The organism is Ruegeria sp. CDSA077 (assembly GCF_059612265.1).
In genome coordinates, this window is record NZ_JBXWQG010000001.1 from 962,447 (window position 1) to 981,583 (window position 19,137).

Consider the following 19,137-nt stretch of genomic DNA (forward strand, 5'->3'; position numbering starts at 1 on the left):
AGTGGACCAAGGCATCGAAGGTAAGTCTCTGCGCCTTGCTCCGTATTCGTCGGGGCCGGTAACTGTGGCAGCTTCCGACCCCTGCACCCCGGAATGCCGGGGCGCTTTACTAGCTACACCCGCTTGTTGAGCCGCAGGTGTTGCATTTCATGCAAGTGCCGTTGCGCACCAACGTGTAGTTTCCGCATTCACCGCAAGGATCGCCCTCATAGCCCTGCATCTTGGCTTTGGTGCGGGCATCCATTCCGGTTGCGGCGGCGGATTCAACCACCGGAGCTTCGAAAGTGGCTGCGGTTTCGGCCATGCCGTTAACCACGGTTTGTCCGCCATTGAGAACCATCAGTTCCTGCGGCATCCGTTTGCGCAGATACCCGGTCGAGCTGATTTGTTTCAGAACTTCCAAAGACTTGGATGCAGCGCTTTCGCTGATCTCGGACACATTCGAGACACCCTCTTCCTCACCCCGACCCAGATCGTCAAAGCTTGCGCCTTCTGGTTTCACATGAGCCAGATCAGTACGATCCAGATAGGACACGGCCAATTCGCGGAAGATGTAGTCCAGGATCGACGTCGCGTTCTTGATCGAGTCGTTGCCCTGCACCATCCCAGCGGGTTCGAACTTGGTAAAGGTAAAGGCATCCACAAACTCTTCCAGTGGTACGCCATATTGCAGGCCAACCGACACCGCGATGGCAAAGTTGTTCATCATCGCGCGGAAGCCAGCGCCTTCCTTGTGCATATCGATGAAGATCTCGCCCAGCTGTCCGTCTTCGAACTCACCGGTGCGCAGATAGACCTTGTGGCCGCCGACAATCGCCTTTTGGGTATAGCCCTTGCGGCGATGGGGCAGTTTTTCGCGATGGCTGCGGATCATTTCCTTGACCACAACCTTCTCGATCACCTTCTCGGCCAGAACGACGGCTTTTTCCTGCGGCGTTCCGGTTTCCAGCACCTCGGCTGCCTCTTCGTCGTCCTCGACCAGCGCGGCGGCCAGCGGCTGAGACAGTTTCGAGCCGTCGCGATACAGCGCGTTGGCCTTCACACCCAGCGACCAGGACAGCTCATAAGCTTTCTGGCAATCCTCGATGGTGGCGTCATTCGGCATGTTGATCGTCTTGCTGATCGCGCCTGAAATAAAGCTCTGAGCGGCAGCCATCATCGTGATGTGGCTATCAACACCCAGGAAACGCTTACCTTTCTTGCCGCACGGATTGGCGCAGTCGAAGATCGAATAATGCTCTTCCTTCAGATGCGGCGCGCCTTCCAGCGTCATGGTTCCGCAAACGTGGTCGTTGGCCGCGTCGATATCCGCTTTGGTAAAGCCCAGATGGCGCAGCAGATCGAAGGTCGGGTCATTCAGCTTGGTCGCAGGGATGCCTAGAACCCCGGTGCAGAAATCCTCGCCCAGAGTCCACTGGTTGAACACGAACCGGATGTCGAAGGCGCTTTCCAGCGCGGCATCCACTTTGGCCAGTTCATTGGGGCCAAAGCCGTGACCCGTCAGCGAGGTGTGGTTGATCCCCGGAGCGTTGCCGATGGTGCCATGACCAACCGCGTAGCTGACGATCTCTTCAATCTGAGCCGAGGAATACCCCTGCTTTTCCAGCGCTGCAGGCACCGAGCGGTTGATGATTTTGAAATACCCGCCACCGGCCAGTTTCTTGAACTTCACCAAAGCAAAGTCCGGCTCGATCCCAGTGGTGTCGCAATCCATCACCAGACCGATGGTTCCGGTTGGCGCAATCACAGTGGCCTGCGCATTGCGATAACCGTTCTGCTCACCCAGGCTCAGCGCTTCATCCCAAGCTGACATCGCCAGATCAACCAAACGTTTATCCGGGCAGTTGCCATGGTCCAGAGGTACAGGCTTCACTGCCAGTTTCTCATACCCTTCAGTCACACCCTGAGATGCGCGTCGGTGGTTGCGGATGACCCGAAGCATGTTATCGGCGTTGCGCTCATAGCCATTGAACGGACCCAATTCGCCGGCGATCTCGGCCGAGGTTGCATAGGCTACACCGGTCATGATCGCGGTCAGCGCGCCACAGATCGCGCGGCCTTCATCCGAGTCATAGCTATAGCCCATGTTCATCAGCAGACCGCCGATATTGGCATAGCCCAAACCCAAAGTGCGGAAGTCATAGGAAAGCTGCGCAATTTCCTTGGAGGGGAACTGCGCCATGGTCACCGAGATCTCCAGCGTAAGGGTCCACAAGCGCGAGGCATGCATATAGTCCACTGCCTGGAACTCATCATCCTTGAGGAAAGTCAGCAAGTTCATCGACGCCAGGTTACAGGCCGTGTCGTCAAGGAACATATATTCCGAACACGGGTTCGATCCGCGAATCTCCCCATCTTTGGGGCATGTATGCCACTCGTTGACTGTGTCGTGAAACTGGATGCCGGGATCGGCGCAGGCCCAGGCCGCGTGGCCAACCTTTTCCCACAGGTCGCGCGCCTTGACAGTCTTGGCGACTTTCCCGTTTGTGCGGTTGACCAGCTCCCAGTCCGCGTCCTTCTCGACAGCGGTCAGGAAGGCGTTGGTTACGCGAATCGAGTTGTTCGAGTTCTGGCCCGAAACCGAGCTGTAGGCTTCCGAATCCCAATCCGTATCGTAGGTCGGGAATTCGATGCTATCGTGACCCTGCTTGGCGTAATCCAGAACGCGTTTGATGTAAGTCTCAGGGATCGCAACATTTTTCGCCTCGCGAACCGCCTTTTTCAGGCTGTCATTTATCTTGGGATCATACGCGTCTTCCTGCGCGCCGTCCCAGCTGCGGATGGCCTCGAAAATGCCGTTCAGCATCTTCTCGTGCATCTTCGACCCGGCAACGATCGAGGCCACCTTCTGCTCTTCGATCACCTTCCATTCGATGAATTTCTCGATGTCTGGGTGATCTGCATCGACGATGACCATCTTTGCTGCTCGACGGGTCGTGCCGCCTGATTTGATCGCGCCAGCGGCGCGGTCGCCGATCTTGAGAAAGCCCATCAAACCCGAGGATTTACCGCCACCCGACAGTGCCTCGCCCTCGCCACGCAGGTGGCTAAAGTTGGTCCCGGTTCCGCTTCCGTATTTGAACAGGCGCGCCTCGCGGACCCACAGGTCCATAATGCCACCCTCGTTCACCAGATCATCATCTACGGACTGGATGAAACACGCATGCGGCTGCGGATGCTCATAGGCGGATTTCGATTTGGTCAGCTTGCCTGTCTTATAATCGACATAGTGGTGCCCCTGTGCCGGGCCATCGATTCCGTAAGCCCAGTGAAGGCCGGTATTGAACCATTGCGGGCTGTTCGGCGCAGCACGCTGAGTCGCCAGCATATAACGCATCTCGTCGAAATAGGCGCTCGCGTCATCCTCGGTCGAGAAATAGCCACCTTTCCAGCCCCAATAGGCCCAGGCGCCGGCAAGACGGTCAAACACCTGCTTGGACGAGATTTCGCCCCCAAATTCAGCGTCCTCAGCCGGAACAGAACGCCACAGGAATTCAGGGACATCCTTTTCCTTGACCTTCTTCAGCTTGGTCGGAACGCCTGCCTTGCGGAAATACTTCTGCGCGATGACGTCGCTTGCGACCTGGCTCCAGCTGGTAGGAACCTCGATATCGTCCAGGCGGAAAACGATGGTCCCATCCGGGTTTCGGATTTCTGACGTCGCAGAAGCGAACTTAAGCTCTGCATAAGCATCCTGTCCCGATTTGGTAAATTTTCTGTCAATCTTCATGTCCGCCGCCCTAGATTCAATCAACTTGTCCCTTGGCTTTTGATCCCAATAAACGGACCATCTGCCCTAACCGAAAATCTTGGGCGCAGGAAACCGGCCGCTGCCCGAAGCAACGTGACCCCGTTCCGACGGACGCACGTAAGTATGATGTGCTCTCCAGCCCTCGCCCTGTGCCACGTTCTGGATTTTCTACCAGATTTAGTGGCAGCACTTTCGGCCTATACAATCTGGCGTATTCACACATAGATCGTCAACGGCCTTTTTCCGCCATTTTTGGAATCTTTTATGTTGACCGATCCGCACAGACAAACTGGTGAAGGACAGTTTCCGATTCCTCCACAGAGTTATCCGCCATGGTTCGCCATCACCTAGCCAAGTCCGTAATACGATTAACCGTTCTTTCCGGCTTACTTATCGCGATTTGATAAACCAGCCTTAAGATGTCTAGGTTGAAATAGAATCAGCATCCGGCCGATTTCGACATTACTCAGAGGTGCGCGTAAAAGCACATCCAACAAAGGGCAGACCGATCAATGACCGCGTTTCGAATAATTTCCCTGTTTGCCCTGATCGTGGCCTGCACACCACAAGAAACGCCCGCCACATCGCGCAGCGCGCAGTTCTCGACCTTTCCCGACAAGTTGTTTGCTACGTTCGAGACATCTTGCAACGGCCCGGGTGAGGAATTTAGGAAAATCGGAAATCGTCAGTTCGAGTGTCAGGAACTCCTGCCTCCGAAGACCACAGCCTACCTGATTCTCAACTATGACGGCTATCCACAGAACCTACCCAAAAGTGTGACTCGGCTGACCGCCGAAAAAAATACAGGTGGCTATCTGGTTGAAGCGGATCTGTTTTTTAATGTGCCGCGCGAAACAGGGCCTGCTGCAAAAGTCCCTGTAGAAAGCAAAGAATTGGATAAAACCCTTAGCGCCATCTATCGAACGATGGGTGGGTCGCCATTTTAATTTTTGAAGAAGTGGTCGGGGCGGCAGGATTCGAACCTACGACCCCCTGTACCCAAAACAGGTGCGCTACCAGACTGCGCCACGCCCCGAACCGTGCGCCTTCCTAACCGTGCCGTTCTGATTTGAAAAGCCCTAACAGGGCCAAATTGCCGGACCATGTGAAAAAACTTTGTGCTGGATCTGTGTTCCGGGCGTGATCAGATAACGATCTGCGAGACCAGCGTTGATTTCCAACACCGCGAATACCGAATCGCCCCCTCCGATGGGGGTCAAATCACCGGGAATCGCGTTGTGATGAACTTTCGTTACCATACCCGTCTTATCTATGAAGATCAGGTCCAGAGGAATCAGCGTGTTCTTCATCCAGAACGCAACAGGTTGCGGCGGGTCGAATACAAACAGCATTCCTGAACGTACCGGAAGCGATTCTCGAAACATGAGTCCGCGCGATCGCTCCTGTGGCGACACGGCGAGTTCAATATCAAAGCCGATTTGGGACTTATCATTTTTCAGGCTAACACGATCTGTACGACAGGCGGCGTCTGCGCCACCGGCCCAAAGTAACAAGACAACAGTCAGAACCTTGAAAAGCCCTGCCATGACAGATCAGTCATCCATAGCTGCTTCCCAGGCCATAACCTGGGCCGCCATCCGACCACGCTGTCCGTCTATGACCCGCATGGCCAATGCTTCACCGGGTTGCAGATCCGCAAGCCCCGAACGGCGTAGAACCTCAATATGCAGGAACACATCCTCGCCACGCCCGAATACATTAGCGAAGCCAAACCCTTTGCCCTTGTCGAACCACTTAACCCGCGCAGCCACCAAAGGGGCCGCTGCAATCTCAACTGGATCAAGTTCAGCAAAATCCGCGAGCATCATCGTATCGGCGCGCGCTGGCGGATCGACGCTGATGACTTCGACAGCCTGCACACCGCGATCAGTGCGATGCGTCATAATTTCGATGCCCGCCCCGTCTGCAACCGAGCTTTGACCGAAATTACGCAAAACGTTTACGTGCAGCAGAATATCCGGCCCACCTTCATCCGATACGACAAAGCCGTATCCTTTGGCAGGGTCGAACCATTTAACGTGTCCTCGGACGCGGTACATGTTGTTCAGATCTTCTGGCACTGTGGTCCCACTGCGTTTTTTTTCACTTTATTAAGGGTCCGATGTGTATGGGATTGACGCGCAAATTCAAGGTGAAAAATCCCTTTGTTATCTGCGCATTGCAATTCGCGACACGTGAACGTCATGGATTCAACCTCTGAATCTGCCATTCGGAAGCAGCGTCATCCCGGCACCACCTGAACCTGTCATGCAGACGAAATGCGCCGTCTGCCCAGAATTCGATTTCCGTCGGCACAAGCCGGTAACCACCCCAAAATTTAGGGCGCGGAGGGTTAGGGCCAAGCCTTGCGGTCACTTTCGCCACATCCGCCATTAGCGCGGAACGGCTGCTAAGCGGCTGAGATTGCTTGGACGCCCATGCACCAAGCCGACTTTTCAATGACCTGGAGGCATAATACTCATCAGCCTTTGGTCCATCCTCGCGCGTGATTGTACCACGAACGCGGATTTGACGCCGCAAAGATTTCCAATGCATCACGAAGGCCGCCTTGCCAGCATTGTCCAACTCGCCTGCCTTGGCACTTTCGTAATTTGTGTAGAAAACGAAGGCGTCGGCTTCAATCTCTTTCAACAGCACCATTCGTACATTGGGCATACCATCTTCGCCCACGGTTGCCAGTGCAATCGCGTTAGGATCGTTGGGTTCACTCTTCACAGCTTCGCCCAGCCACCGCCCTGCTATTGCAAATGGGTCGGTTCCTGCGAAGATGCCATCACGTTCGCTCATTTCCATCCCCTGGAAACTATTGAGGGATACCCTAGGGCGAGTTCCCGCCACGGGCAAGAGTGCACGGCCTTGAAGCAGACCAGCCAATGGCATAAACCAACGCAACATAACGCGAAGACAGGCGGAGAACCGAACATGTCAAATCAGTTGATGGCCGGAAAGCGCGGCCTCATCATGGGACTGGCCAATGACAAATCAATCGCATGGGGAATCGCCCGCGCCTTGTCCGAGGCCGGGGCCGAGTTAGCATTCTCATATCAAGGGGATGCCTTGAAAAAGCGCGTTGACCCTCTGGCGGCACAGCTGGGCAGTGAAATCGTCCTGCCCTGCGATGTCAGCGATGAAGCCTCGATCGACGGATTGTTCGATGCGCTGTCCGAGAAATGGGGAAAGCTGGACTTTGTTGTGCACGCAATCGGTTTTTCAGACAAGAATGAGCTACGCGGGCGCTACGTTGATACATCGCGGGCGAATTTCAACCTCACGATGGACGTGTCGGTTTATTCCTTTACCGCCGTAATGCAGCGTGCCGAAAAGATGATGACCGAAGGCGGCAGCGCCATCACCCTGACCTATTACGGTGCCGAACAGGTGATGCCGCATTATAATGTCATGGGCGTTGCCAAAGCCGCGCTGGAAGCATCGGTCAAATATCTGGCCGAGGATTTAGGCAAGGACGGCATTCGTGTGAATGCGATCTCGGCCGGGCCGATCAAGACGCTGGCCGCCAGCGGTATCGGGGACTTCCGCTATATCATGAAGTGGAACGAATATAACTCACCCCTGCGCCGCAATGTGACCATCGACGATGTGGGCAACTCGGCGCTGTATCTGCTTTCCGATCTAAGCGGCGGTGTCACTGGTGAGAACCTGCATGTGGATTCGGGGTACCACATCGTCGGTATGAAAGCCGTTGATGCTCCAGACGTTGAGAAGGGTTGAATCATGAGTGCCAAGGACCGCCTGCCCCACGAAAAAGGCTTTCACATCAGCTGGGATCAGATTCACCGCGATTCCCGAGCGCTCGCTTGGCGGCTGGATGGGCAAGGTCCGGATGATGGAGCCTGGCGTGGCGTCGTTGCCATTACCCGTGGCGGCATGGCACCGGCGATGATTGTCAGCCGCGAGCTGGACATTCGCACAGTCGACACGATCAGCGTGCGCTCCTACCATCATCAGGATCAAGGCGAAGCCGAAGTGCTCAAAGCGCCCGACGCTGACCTTATGGGCGACGGCACCGGAATCCTGATCGTCGACGATCTGGTCGACAGTGGCAAAACTCTGGAACTGGTGCGGGCGATGTATCCCAAGGCGCATTTCGCGACTGTTTATGCCAAGCCGAAAGGCCGCCCGATGGTTGACACTTTCATCACCGAAGTCAGCCAGGACACCTGGATTTTCTTCCCGTGGGATATGGCTTTGCAATATGTCGAACCCTATCGGGGCACGGATTGATCCGGCCCAAGCGCAGCAACTGACTGGGGCGCTGAGATGACCCGGACACGCACCGCCGCCACCTTTCCGCCCCCAGTCATGGAGGCGCGCCGGTGGATCGAAGGCGTGACCTTCCCTGAAGAGCGGCCCTTGATAAACGTAAGTCAGGCGGCCCCCATCGATCCGCCTCCACTTGAGATGCGTCAGGCGATGGCGGCTTATGCGTCGACCGAGGATTCCGCTCATCTCTATGGCCCGGTTCTGGGCAACAGCGCCCTCAGGTCTGAGCTTGCCAGCCAGATTACGGTTCATTATGGCGCACCTGTCGCACAGGAACAGGTTGCCATTACTTCTGGCTGCAATCAGGCCTTCGCCGCTGCGATTTCCTCCATCACAGACCAAGGGGATGAGGTCATTCTGCCCACGCCGTGGTATTTCAACCATAAAATGTGGCTGGATATGACAGGTGTTAACGCCATTGATCTGAGAACTGATGATGGACTGTTGCCAGAGGTGAACGCGGCGCGGGATTTGATAACGGATAAGACCTGCGCCATTGCTCTGGTCACCCCGAACAATCCCGGCGGTGTCGAATATCCCGCCGAACTGCTAAGCGCATTCTTCGACCTGGCACGCGAAACCGGAATTAAGCTTTTGGTTGATGAGACCTACCGCGATTTCGACAGCCGCAGCGGCCCGCCCCATGATCTGTTCGCTCAGCCGGGCTGGGATGACACTCTGATTCATTTATATTCGTTTTCAAAGGCCTACCGTCTGACCGGTCACCGAGTAGGTGCTGTTGCGACCAGTCCGTCGCTGCTGTCTGAGATTGAGAAATTTCTGGATACCGTCGCGATCTGTCCAAACCAAATCGGTCAGTTTGGTGCGCTTTGGGGGATGCAAAACCTGTCGCAATGGCTGGCCGATGAACGAAAGGAAATCCTCGACCGTCGCGCTGTCATTACAAGACAACTTCCCAAACTGACCAGTAAAGGATGGCGGTTGCTTGGGTTGGGCGCCTATTTTGCCTATTTCGAACACCCGTTTGACATCTCTTCGGATGATTTAGCCCGTCGGCTGGTCACGGATGCCAGCATTCTGTTGCTGCCAGGCACGATGTTCATGCCCGATCACGACCCGGCCGGGAAACGACAAGTCCGCATCGCATTTGCCAATCTTGATCGCAACGGAATTACGGAATTGTTTGACCGCCTGCACGCTCTCTCCTTCTAAGCTTGCCCCCCGGCGGTGCGCGTCGTATTCAGGGCCGCAACCGACAGGGCAAATACTTGCCGAATAAAACAAGAGGGCACCATGGCCGCAGGCATGAAAAATCTATCAAAGACCTTTGTCTGGATCCTCATGGGTCTTTTGATGCTGGGCCTTGCAGGATTTGGCGCGACCAGCCTGACTGGAACTGTGCACACCGTGGCGCAGGTGGGCAACGAAGATATCTCGATTGACGATTACGTCCGCGAACTTCAGCGAGAAATCCGCGCGGTCGAAAGCCAGACCGGCCAGCCCCTGCAAATGTCACAGGCCCGCGATTTTGGCTTGGACCAGCTAGCTCTGTCGCGCCTCACCGCGCTGGCGGCTCTGGATAACGAAGTTGGTCTGCTAGGTATTTCGATCGGCGATGAAAATTTGCAGGAAGAAATCGTCTCGATCCCTGCGTTTCAGGGGCCTGATGGTTCTTTCGACCGTGAGGCATATCGCTTTCAGCTTGAACAGGTTGGCATGACGGACACCGAGTTTGAAACCGATCTGAGGAAAGAATCCGCACGGACCATCGTGCAGGATGCCGTGGTCAGCGGAGTAGAAATGCCCTCGATCCTGACTGAAGTTCTGACAGACTTTGTCGGTGCGCGCCGCAGCTTTACTGTTGCAACCGTTTCGCCCGAAGCTTTGGCAGAGCCGGTTGCAACCCCAACCGATGAACAAATCCAGGCCTATTACGACGAGAACCAGGACCAGTTTTCCCTGCCCCGCACCAAAAAGCTGACCTATACGATTCTGTCGCCCAATATGCTGCTGGATAGTGTCGAGGTGGACGAAGATTCAGTTCTCCGGCTTTTCGAACAGCGCGCAGACGAGTTTCAGCAACCCGAACGCCGCCTTGTTGAACGCCTTTCTTTTTCTGATGACGCCGCTGCGCAAGATGCCATGGCACAGATTGAAGTTGGCGGGACAACCTTCGAACAACTTGTCCGTGACCGTGAGCTTGAGCTGAGCGACGTGGATCTGGGCGACGTTACCCGCGACGACCTAGGCGATGCGGCCGAGGCCATTTTCGCGGCTGAACTGGACACTGTTGTTGGACCTCTGCCCTCGGTATTCGGCCCTGCCCTTTTCCGTATCAACGGCTCGCTGGCTGAGAACAACACTCCCTTCGAAGACGCCGCCCCAGCTCTGCGCGAAGAGTTGGCCGCAGACCGTGCGCGGCGCCAGATCGAGGCTCAGTCCGAAGACATCAATGACCTGCTTGCAGGCGGGGCAACACTTGAGGAGTTGGCAGCCGAGACCGGGATGGAGCTGGGACAGATCGACTGGACTCGCGCCAGTCAGGATGGCGTGGCCGCATATGACGGTTTCCGCAGTGCAGCCGAAGCCGTGCAAGACGGGGATTTTCCCGAGATTGCATTCCTTGAGGACGGTTCGATCTTTGCGCTGCGCCTGAACGAAACGCTGCCTCGTCGGCCTGAACCGCTGGAATCAGCGCGTGATCGCGTTGCGGCGGCCTGGACACAGGTTCAAACTGACAAAGCGTTGGAAGACCACGCGAATGCCATGTTGGAGCAGTTGCAGGAGAACGGGGATTTCACCACGACCGGCCTACCTCACCGCGTGGAAAACGCTCTGACACGAACTGCATTTCTAGAAGATGTACCCGCAGGTTTCATGCCGGAAGTGTTCGACATGGAACTAGGAAGCTATCGTGTCGTTCCCGGTGCCGGGGTCGCGTTGATCGTTCGACTTGACGAATTGTTGCCCCCTGCCGAGACCGATGAACGCCGTCAGGTTCAACAAGCGCTTGCCGCTCAGCTGAATCAGGCTCTGGCACAGAACATTTTCGATGCCTATGTTCGCGACGCCCAGGCCCGCGCCCGTCCTGTGGTGGATCAGCAAGCACTGAACGCCGTTCAGGCGAGCTATTAAATAAGAGACCGAGTATGGCCCTGACCCCCGAGTTTGACAGCTTCGCCCGTGCTTATGAGGCCGGCGAAAACCAGGTCGTTTACACCCGTCTGGCAGCCGATCTTGATACGCCTGTCTCCTTGATGCTGAAACTGACCGGCGCGCAAAAAGACGCCTTTATGCTCGAGTCGGTAACTGGCGGCGAGGTCCGCGGACGGTATTCGATCATCGGTATGAAACCCGACCTGATCTGGCGCTGTCGCGCTGAGACCTCGGAACTGAACCGCTCGGCCCGGTTCGACCCGGACGCTTTCACGGCGCAGGATGGCGATCCGATGGACAACCTTCGGACGCTTCTGACCGAAAGCCGGATCGAGCTGCCTGACGACCTTCCACAAGCTGCGGCGGGACTATTTGGCTATCTCGGTTATGACATGGTGCGCTTGGTCGAGCATCTGCCGAACATCAACCCCGACCCTCTGGGCCTGCCGGATGCCGTCATGCTGCGCCCTTCTGTCGTCGCGGTTCTGGATGGTGTGAAGGGCGAAGTCACGGTCGTTTCCCCCGCCTGGGTCAGCGATGGCCAGTCGGCCAAGGCTGCATATGCCCAGGCCGCCGAGCGCGTCATGGACGCAGTGCGCGATCTGGAGCGGGCGATGCCCGCTGAAACACGTGACCTTGGCGATGCGTACGAAGTCGCCCCGCCCGTCTCGAATTTTACCAAATCCGGCTATTTGGAGGCGGTCGAGAAAGCCAAGGAATACATCCGCGCTGGTGATATCTTTCAGGTAGTGCCAGCGCAGCGCTGGACGCAGGATTTCCCGCTGCCTCCATTTGCGCTGTACCGGTCGCTGCGGCGAACAAACCCTTCGCCCTTCATGTTCTATTTTAACTTTGGCGGGTTTCAGGTGATCGGTGCCAGCCCGGAAATCCTGGTGCGCGTGTTTGGCAATGAAGTCACCATACGACCCATCGCCGGGACGCGTCCACGTGGAGCGACCCCGGAAGAGGACAAAGCTTACGAAATTGAATTGCTGGCCGACAAGAAAGAACTGGCCGAACATCTGATGCTGTTGGATCTAGGCCGCAATGACACCGGGCGGGTTTCAAAGATCGGAACGGTGCGCCCGACCGAAGAGTTCATCATTGAACGGTACAGCCATGTTATGCACATCGTTTCAAACGTTGTGGGTGAGCTGGCCGAGGGTAAAGATGCGCTGGACGCCTTTTTTGCGGGAATGCCTGCGGGGACGGTCTCGGGCGCGCCCAAGGTACGAGCCATGGAAATCATTGATGAGCTTGAGCCGGAAAAACGCGGTGTCTACGGCGGCGGCGTCGGCTATTTCAGCGCCGGCGGAGACATGGACATGTGTATCGCCCTGCGAACAGCCATCGTTCAGGATCAAAAGCTATATATTCAGGCCGGTGGTGGCGTTGTGTATGACAGCGATCCAGAGGCTGAATTCATGGAAACCGTCCACAAGTCCAACGCCATCAGACGCGCTGCGGCTGACGCGGCCCGATTTACGCTGTCCGGCAAGAATTGATAAAGGCAGCCCGTCTGGGCTGCCTGTTTCGGGGAAGGAAGCGACCGGGCCTATTTTGCCCCTTGCATCATCACCGCCGAAATAGGCGCCATTGCTACGCGGCCTCCGCGATCTTCCAGACCCCAAAGCAGCAAGGCCGATATGGTATCCGGGCGCAACCGGCCCAACATGACAACGGTGCCCTCCTGCCCGGCCCGGAACGCAGCCTGGTCCAGAAAACGTCGCATGATTTTTGCATCCTGCCGCGCGCCGTCGATATCTCTGAAAATTACCGCAGACGGAATTCCATTACGGGAGGCCAACTTCTGAACCGTGTTGAGCCCGTTATCCTGAGTGATCAGTCCTCGACCCGTTCCACCGGCGATGGCGGCGACCTGATCCGCCAGTTTCCGGTTACCCTGGATGCCGGATCCATCACCTTCAAGAATTCCTACCGTTTCGGGCAACGCTTCAAGCCACACCGAAAGCGATACCTCAGCATCCTGTGCGCTGGCCGCCTTGGGCAGGTCAGCAGTGACCATCACTTCGAACCCGGCCGCCCGATGTCGAGCCATTTTCTCAGCTGCATCGGGGTCTGATGGGCGCACCGCAAACGTAAGCGGATATGGGAAATCCTGAAGCGCCTCGGCGCCATATGCACCCTCATCGTCAATCAGAATGATCGACATGAGGGGTTTGGAATCCGGATTGTCAAACTTCTCTGCGAAGGCCTCGATCGGTTTACCTACAGGAACCTCTTCCTGCGGATCTTGGGCTGCTTCATCATCTCGTTCAGTCAAAGGCACTACACGACGCCCGATAGTGGTATTTCCCGACGTGTTGTCCTCTGCGCCGATCTGCGGAACCGAGGCGATACGCGGTAGCGGCTGACTGGGCAGCGTGTCCTCGTCCCCTTCCACTGCGATTGGGTTATCCTCCGGATTCACCTCCAGCTCGATTGATTCCGAAGGCGAGACTTCGGGCAAGGGCTCGGCAAGAGCAACCTGATCAGCCGGTGGCTCAGGGGCATCTTCTGCGGCATCTGGGCTGAGGTCGGCAAGCGGCGCAGGCTGAACGGGGACAGGCATTCGCGGAACGACAGGGGCCTCACTCGAGATGCTTACGGAATCCGCCTCGCTCGGCGTCGGCGCTTCGACCGGAACGCTTACGTCATTCACTACCGGCTGGCTGTCCGGGGCGTTCTCAGCTTCGGATAAACCGGCCAGAGAATCCTCTTCTTCGACTTCATTCTCGGGCGTCTGCGCAGGGAGTTTGAGCAGATCGGCATCTGCACCCGCCTCAGCGACAACCTCGGAGCTCTCCGACGTCTGCACCGGTGCAGGTTCTGGTGCGACTGTCGCTATGGACGGCTTTTTCGACAGCGGCGCGTTGAGCGATAAGACTGCCCCCAGCACCACAACGACAACTGCGCCTGCGATCATTCCGCCGACAAATCCGCCCATAATATTTGCCTCTCGCCTTAGTCCTGCTGCCTTGCCCTTGCACCATCTGTTGTGGCACCTGCCTGCTGGACCGCCAAGTTCGGGATGCACCCTTGACGCTGCCCCACAAGCCTGAGCATGTATGTGCCAACACTATACCGTGGCCTTGGGTTGCATCGCCAGCCCGAAATGCCCAACACGAGACAAGAGCCAAATGCTGCTGCTGATCGACAACTACGACTCATTTACCTACAACCTGGTACATTATTTAGGCGAACTTGGCTCGGAAATGGTCATTCGAAGGAATGACGCGCTGGACGTGCAAGAAGCGATGGCCATGAACCCCGCTGGCATCCTGCTCAGCCCTGGCCCTTGCGACCCTGACCGGGCAGGCATTTGCCTTGCCCTGACCGAGGCAGCCGCCGAAACACGGACGCCTTTGTTGGGTGTCTGCCTTGGCCATCAGACCATAGGTCAGGTTTTCGGTGGAAGAGTCACGCGTTGCCATGAGATTGTGCATGGCAAAATGGGAACAATGCACCACACCGGTAAAGGTGTGTTCGCGGGCCTGCCCACGCCGTTTGAGGCGACGCGCTATCATTCGCTGATTGTGGATCGCGATACTCTGCCCGATTGCCTGGAGATTACGGCGGAATTGGAAGATGGCACCATAATGGGCCTCCAGCACCGCGAACTGCCCATTCATGGCGTACAGTTCCACCCGGAATCCATCGCTTCCGAGCACGGCCACGCGTTGCTCAAGAATTTCCTGTCCGAGATGAAAGTTCCCGCATGAGCGACGCCCTGAAACCGCTGATCGGAGTTGCCGCCGACCGCCCCCTGACACGCGCCGAAGCGGAAGAAGCCTTTGGGATCCTGTTTGACGGCGCCGCAACACCCAGCCAGATCGGCGGGCTTTTGATGGCTATGCGCACACGCGGTGAGACCGTCGATGAATATGCCGCCGCCGCTGCCGTGATGCGTGCAAAATGCAATGCAGTTCAGGCACCAGCTGGCGCGATGGATATCGTAGGCACCGGCGGTGACGGCAAGGGAACGCTGAATATCTCGACCGCGACCGCCTTTGTGGTTGCGGGTGCCGGTGTCACCGTGGCCAAACACGGCAACCGGAACCTGAGTTCTAAATCCGGAGCCGCAGATGCGCTAGGCCAGCTGGGTATCAACGTTATGGTCGGCCCGCAAACCGTTGAAAATGCACTGCAAGATGTCGGAATCGGATTCATGATGGCCCCCATGCATCACCCGGCGATTGCGCATGTCATGCCCACCCGGCAAGAGCTTGGGACACGGACGATCTTTAACATTCTCGGTCCGCTGACCAATCCGGCAGGCGTCAAGCGGCAGTTGACCGGAGCCTTTAGCCGAGAGTTGATCCGCCCGATGGCCGAAACGTTGGGCCTGCTTGGGTCCGAACGCGCATGGCTGGTGCACGGATCGGACGGCACAGACGAATTGACCATCACGGGTATCAGTTGGATTGCGGCCCTCGAAGACGGCACAATTAAAGAGGTCGAGCTTCACCCAGAAGATGCAGGGCTGCCGGTACATCCCTTCGAGGACATTCTGGGCGGATCCCCCGAGGAAAACGCAGTAGCCTTCCGAGCTCTTCTAGACGGTGAGGCCTCCGCCTATCGCGATGCGGTATTGTTGAATGCCGCAGCAGCCCTGGTCGTCGCAGAGGCCACTGCTGATCTGCGCGAAGGTGTCGCAAAAGCCGCTGAAAGTATCGACAGCGGAAAAGCCAAAGACAAGATCGCGGCCCTGGCCCGCATTACTCAGGAGGCCGCATGACCGAAACGGTTCTGGACAAAATCAAAGCTTACAAGCTCGAAGAGGTCGCTTCGGACAAGGCCAATAAGTCTATGGAAGCTGTTGAAAACGAAGCAAGATCAGCCTCTGAACCGCGCGGATTCGCATCGGCGTTGCAAATGGCTGTACGTAGCGGGTACGGGCTGATTGCAGAAGTCAAAAAAGCCAGCCCCTCCAAAGGTCTGATCCGCGCTGACTTTGATCCACCAGCACTTGCACAGGCTTACGAAGAAGGCGGCGCTGCCTGCCTTTCCGTGTTGACCGACACGCCCAGCTTTCAGGGTGCCAAAGAGTTTCTGGTTCAGGCACGCGCAGCCTGTTCTTTGCCGGTTCTACGCAAAGATTTCATGTACGATCCCTATCAGGTGACTGAAGCCCGCGCTCTTGGGGCGGATTGTATTCTGATCATCATGGCATCGGTTGATGACAGCCAGGCGGCTGAATTGGAACAGACCGCCTTTGACTGGGGCATGGACGTTCTGATAGAAGTTCATGATGAAGCCGAGCTGGAACGTGCAACGCAGCTCAAGAGCCCGTTGATTGGGATAAACAACCGTAATCTCAAGACCTTCGAGACCACTCTTGATACGACACGCCGCCTGTCAAAACTAGTTCCCGCTGACCGGACCATCGTTTGCGAAAGCGGGTTGAGCACTCCAGCAGACTTGGCCGATATCGCCCGTTACGGTGCGCGTTGTTTTCTAATTGGCGAAAGCCTGATGCGTCAGGATGACGTCGCAGCAGCGACACACGATCTGCTGTCGCGTCCGCTCAGCCCGGGTGTGATGTGATGCCGCTGTCTCACTTTGATGCCCAGGGTCAGGCTCATATGGTCGATGTGTCGAACAAGCCCATCACGGATCGTGTCGCCGTCGCAGCGGCTCATATCACGATGGCACAAGATACGTTCGACTTGATCGCAGAAGGTCGCGCCAAAAAAGGTGACGTCTTGGGGGTGGCACGTCTGGCCGGTATCATGGGGGCAAAGAAGACACCCGATCTGATCCCGCTATGTCACCCACTGCCAGTGACCAAAGTTACCGTAGACCTGACACTGGACCCAGAATTACCCGGCATACAGGTACAAGCAACCGTCAAGACATCTGGTCAAACCGGCGTGGAAATGGAGGCGCTGACAGCGGCCTCAACTGCCGCACTGACCATATACGACATGGCCAAAGCCGTCGATAAGGCAATGGAAATTGGCGGCATTCGCGTCTTGCTAAAAGATGGTGGTAAGTCAGGCCGTTACGAGGCGAAATGATAACCGTTGAAAGCGCCCGGGCGCAGCTATTCGATCTTGTAAACACCCTCCCCTCGGAGACGGCTCCCTTGATGGATGCGGCGGGTAGAGTACTGGCCGAGAATGTAGCAGCCACACGCGATCAGCCGCCATTCGCTTCGTCTTCTATGGATGGCTACGCGGTAAAGTCGACCGAGGTCGAGCTGCACGCCATGTTCAAAGTCATTGGCGAGGCTGCGGCCGGTCGGCGATTTGACGGTCAGGTTGGACCCGGACAGGCGGTTCGGATCTTCACTGGCGCCCCTATTCCTGAAGGTGCAGATTTTGTTGTCATTCAAGAGGATGTTGATCGCCGAGGTGACCTAATCACCATTTCTGATCTGCCGGGCCCTAAATCCAACATTCGTCCAAAAGGCGTCGATTTCGAAATTGGCGCCAAGATGTCGGCCCCACGCCGTTTGCGCCCCGAGGATCTGGCGCTTTTGGCGGCGATGAATATCCCCATGGTGCCGGTTGCACGTAAACCCGTGGTCGCGCTGATCGCAACCGGGGATGAATTGATCATGCCCGGCGAAACACCGGGACCGGATCAGATAATCGCCTCAAACACCTTTAGTATCAAAGCCTTGCTAGAGGATGTTGGAGCGCATGTGCGGGTTCTGCCCATCGCCTCTGACACGGTTTCGTCCCTCGAGACCGCCTTTGCCCTAGCAGCCGACGTTGATTTGGTGGTTACGATCGGCGGTGCCTCGGTTGGGGATTATGATCTTGTCTCTCAGGTCACCACCGCACTGGGGTTGGAGCGGAGTTTTTACAAAATCCGCATGCGCCCCGGCAAACCGCTGATGGCCGGTCGCTTGGGCGATAGCGTGATGGTTGGACTTCCGGGTAATCCGGTCAGCGCAATGGTTTGCAGCTATCTGTTTCTTGCCCCGATGATCCGTAAGATGCTGGGCCTGGAACAGGTTCTGACCCCGCTTCAAAGCGCCAATTTAACTGAGGCTATCCCAGCGAATGGGCCGCGCGAGCATTACATGCGCGCTATCGTGACTGGTGATGGAATTAAAGCCTGCCAAAACCAGGACAGTTCGCTGCTCAGCGTGCTTGCCGAAGCAAACGCGCTTTTGGTTCGGCAACCCAATGACCCGGCACGCCTGGCCGGAGACGAAGTGATGTTCCTTCCGATCTGAGTCCCTACAAGATCATTGACACAAAACGTGAACATGCGTAGAACAAAAGAAAACGCATGAGCGACGAGGTGTGAGCAATGCTGACCAAGAAGCAGTTGGATTTGTTGGAGTTCATCCATAAACGCGTTCAGGCGGATGGCGTCCCCCCAAGTTTCGATGAAATGAAAGCTGCGCTGGACCTGCGGTCCAAATCCGGCATCCATCGGTTGATCACAGCGCTTGAAGAACGCGGCTTTATCCGTCGTCTGGCCCATCGTGCCCGTGCCATCGAAATCGTCAAACTTCCTGAAAGCCTGGGAGGAGAGCCAACAGTCGCTTTCAAACCCCGTGTTATCGAAGGTGACAAGCCCGAAGGCAAACGCCCCGCGAATTTCGAACCAGTGACCGTAGACGCAATGGAATTGCCGGTCATGGGACGCATCGCAGCAGGTGTTCCGATCGAGGCGATCAGCCATGTCTCGCACCGCGTTGCCGTCCCCGGAAGCATGGTTTCCGGCAGAGGCGAGCACTACGCACTTGAAGTACGCGGCGATTCGATGATTGACGCTGGCATCAACGACGGCGATGTGGTCGTCATCCGCGAAACCTCTGCGGCTGATAATGGCGATATCGTTGTCGCGCTGGTCGAAGATCAGGAAGCAACGCTCAAACGGTTCTATCGGAGAGGTCAGGCGATAGCGCTTGAGGCTGCCAACCCGGCCTATGAAACGCGTGTACTGCCCGAAGATAAGGTCAAGGTTCAGGGCCGTTTGGTTGGGCTGATCCGAAGCTATTGATC

At 56.6% G+C, this 19,137-nt stretch carries 17 protein-coding genes and 1 tRNA gene; 12 read left to right on the plus strand and 6 right to left on the minus strand.

All coding sequences use genetic code 11. The features are described 5' to 3' along the window. Positions 1 to 109 precede the first annotated feature (109 nt). Positions 110 to 3,730 (minus strand): vitamin B12-dependent ribonucleotide reductase, encoded by a 3,621-nt coding sequence (locus tag AC2FLE_RS04860; RefSeq protein ID WP_496695552.1) that lies wholly within the window; start codon positions 3,728 to 3,730, stop codon positions 110 to 112. Positions 3,731 to 4,263: 533 nt separating this feature from the next. On the opposite strand from AC2FLE_RS04860, the gene AC2FLE_RS04865 reads away from it, so the two are divergent. Then, positions 4,264 to 4,698: a hypothetical protein gene (locus AC2FLE_RS04865; RefSeq protein ID WP_496695554.1), complete on the plus strand. Its 435-nt coding sequence runs from the start codon at positions 4,264 to 4,266 to the stop codon at positions 4,696 to 4,698. A gap of 12 nt (positions 4,699 to 4,710) precedes the next feature. Here AC2FLE_RS04865 and AC2FLE_RS04870 read toward each other — a convergent pair. The 4 genes from AC2FLE_RS04870 to pdxH form a co-directional block, all read right to left on the minus strand. Beyond that, positions 4,711 to 4,787 (minus strand) — tRNA-Pro (locus tag AC2FLE_RS04870). Positions 4,788 to 4,830: 43 nt separating this feature from the next. After that, the gene (locus tag AC2FLE_RS04875; RefSeq protein ID WP_281972048.1) at positions 4,831 to 5,298 is read right to left on the minus strand and encodes a DUF192 domain-containing protein; all 468 of its coding nucleotides are present in this window, start codon (positions 5,296 to 5,298) and stop codon (positions 4,831 to 4,833) included. Positions 5,299 to 5,304: 6 nt separating this feature from the next. Then, positions 5,305 to 5,811, minus strand: a complete 507-nt coding sequence (locus tag AC2FLE_RS04880; RefSeq protein ID WP_282021219.1) for a cold-shock protein — start codon at positions 5,809 to 5,811, stop codon at positions 5,305 to 5,307. Positions 5,812 to 5,953: 142 nt separating this feature from the next. After that, positions 5,954 to 6,559 (minus strand): pyridoxamine 5'-phosphate oxidase, encoded by a 606-nt coding sequence (pdxH, locus tag AC2FLE_RS04885; RefSeq protein WP_142633627.1) that lies wholly within the window; start codon positions 6,557 to 6,559, stop codon positions 5,954 to 5,956. Between the two features lie 135 nt (positions 6,560 to 6,694). Between pdxH and fabI the strand changes: the two genes are divergently transcribed. The 5 genes from fabI to trpE all read left to right on the plus strand — a co-directional run bounded on the left by fabI (position 6,695) and on the right by trpE (position 12,675). Then, positions 6,695 to 7,501 (plus strand): enoyl-ACP reductase FabI, encoded by an 807-nt coding sequence (gene fabI, locus AC2FLE_RS04890; protein WP_142633624.1) that lies wholly within the window; start codon positions 6,695 to 6,697, stop codon positions 7,499 to 7,501. A gap of 3 nt (positions 7,502 to 7,504) precedes the next feature. Continuing rightward, the gene (gene gpt, locus AC2FLE_RS04895; protein WP_496688181.1) at positions 7,505 to 8,014 is read left to right on the plus strand and encodes a xanthine phosphoribosyltransferase; all 510 of its coding nucleotides are present in this window, start codon (positions 7,505 to 7,507) and stop codon (positions 8,012 to 8,014) included. Positions 8,015 to 8,050: 36 nt separating this feature from the next. Next, positions 8,051 to 9,226: an aminotransferase gene (locus AC2FLE_RS04900; protein WP_496695556.1), complete on the plus strand. Its 1,176-nt coding sequence runs from the start codon at positions 8,051 to 8,053 to the stop codon at positions 9,224 to 9,226. Between the two features lie 81 nt (positions 9,227 to 9,307). Next, positions 9,308 to 11,149, plus strand: coding sequence for a peptidylprolyl isomerase (locus AC2FLE_RS04905; protein ID WP_496691191.1), 1,842 nt, complete (start codon positions 9,308 to 9,310; stop codon positions 11,147 to 11,149). A gap of 14 nt (positions 11,150 to 11,163) precedes the next feature. Continuing rightward, complete coding sequence (gene trpE / locus AC2FLE_RS04910) at positions 11,164 to 12,675, plus strand: anthranilate synthase component I (protein ID WP_496695557.1); 1,512 nt, start codon at positions 11,164 to 11,166, stop codon at positions 12,673 to 12,675. Between the two features lie 50 nt (positions 12,676 to 12,725). Here trpE and AC2FLE_RS04915 read toward each other — a convergent pair whose 3' ends face one another. Next, complete coding sequence (locus AC2FLE_RS04915; protein WP_496695559.1) at positions 12,726 to 14,117, minus strand: divergent polysaccharide deacetylase family protein; 1,392 nt, start codon at positions 14,115 to 14,117, stop codon at positions 12,726 to 12,728. A gap of 193 nt (positions 14,118 to 14,310) precedes the next feature. Between AC2FLE_RS04915 and AC2FLE_RS04920 the strand changes: the two genes are divergently transcribed. The 6 genes from AC2FLE_RS04920 to lexA all read left to right on the plus strand — a co-directional run bounded on the left by AC2FLE_RS04920 (position 14,311) and on the right by lexA (position 19,135). Continuing rightward, complete coding sequence (locus tag AC2FLE_RS04920; protein ID WP_496696094.1) at positions 14,311 to 14,892, plus strand: anthranilate synthase component II; 582 nt, start codon at positions 14,311 to 14,313, stop codon at positions 14,890 to 14,892. Next, complete coding sequence (trpD, locus tag AC2FLE_RS04925; protein ID WP_496695560.1) at positions 14,889 to 15,908, plus strand: anthranilate phosphoribosyltransferase; 1,020 nt, start codon at positions 14,889 to 14,891, stop codon at positions 15,906 to 15,908. The genes AC2FLE_RS04920 and trpD overlap by 4 nt, the downstream gene beginning before the upstream one ends. Next, positions 15,905 to 16,717: an indole-3-glycerol phosphate synthase TrpC gene (gene trpC, locus AC2FLE_RS04930; RefSeq protein WP_496695562.1), complete on the plus strand. Its 813-nt coding sequence runs from the start codon at positions 15,905 to 15,907 to the stop codon at positions 16,715 to 16,717. Before trpD ends, trpC begins: the two co-directional genes overlap by 4 nt. Then, positions 16,717 to 17,190 carry a cyclic pyranopterin monophosphate synthase MoaC gene (gene moaC / locus AC2FLE_RS04935; RefSeq protein ID WP_496695563.1) on the plus strand — a complete coding sequence of 158 codons (474 nt, stop codon included), beginning with the start codon at positions 16,717 to 16,719 and terminating at the stop codon, positions 17,188 to 17,190. The genes trpC and moaC overlap by 1 nt, the downstream gene beginning before the upstream one ends. Then, positions 17,187 to 18,359, plus strand: a complete 1,173-nt coding sequence (locus tag AC2FLE_RS04940) for a molybdopterin molybdotransferase MoeA (RefSeq protein WP_496695565.1) — start codon at positions 17,187 to 17,189, stop codon at positions 18,357 to 18,359. Before moaC ends, AC2FLE_RS04940 begins: the two co-directional genes overlap by 4 nt. A gap of 77 nt (positions 18,360 to 18,436) precedes the next feature. Next, entirely contained in the window at positions 18,437 to 19,135 is a 699-nt protein-coding gene (gene lexA / locus AC2FLE_RS04945; RefSeq protein ID WP_282021212.1) for a transcriptional repressor LexA, read from the plus strand. Positions 19,136 to 19,137: the final 2 nt, after the last annotated feature.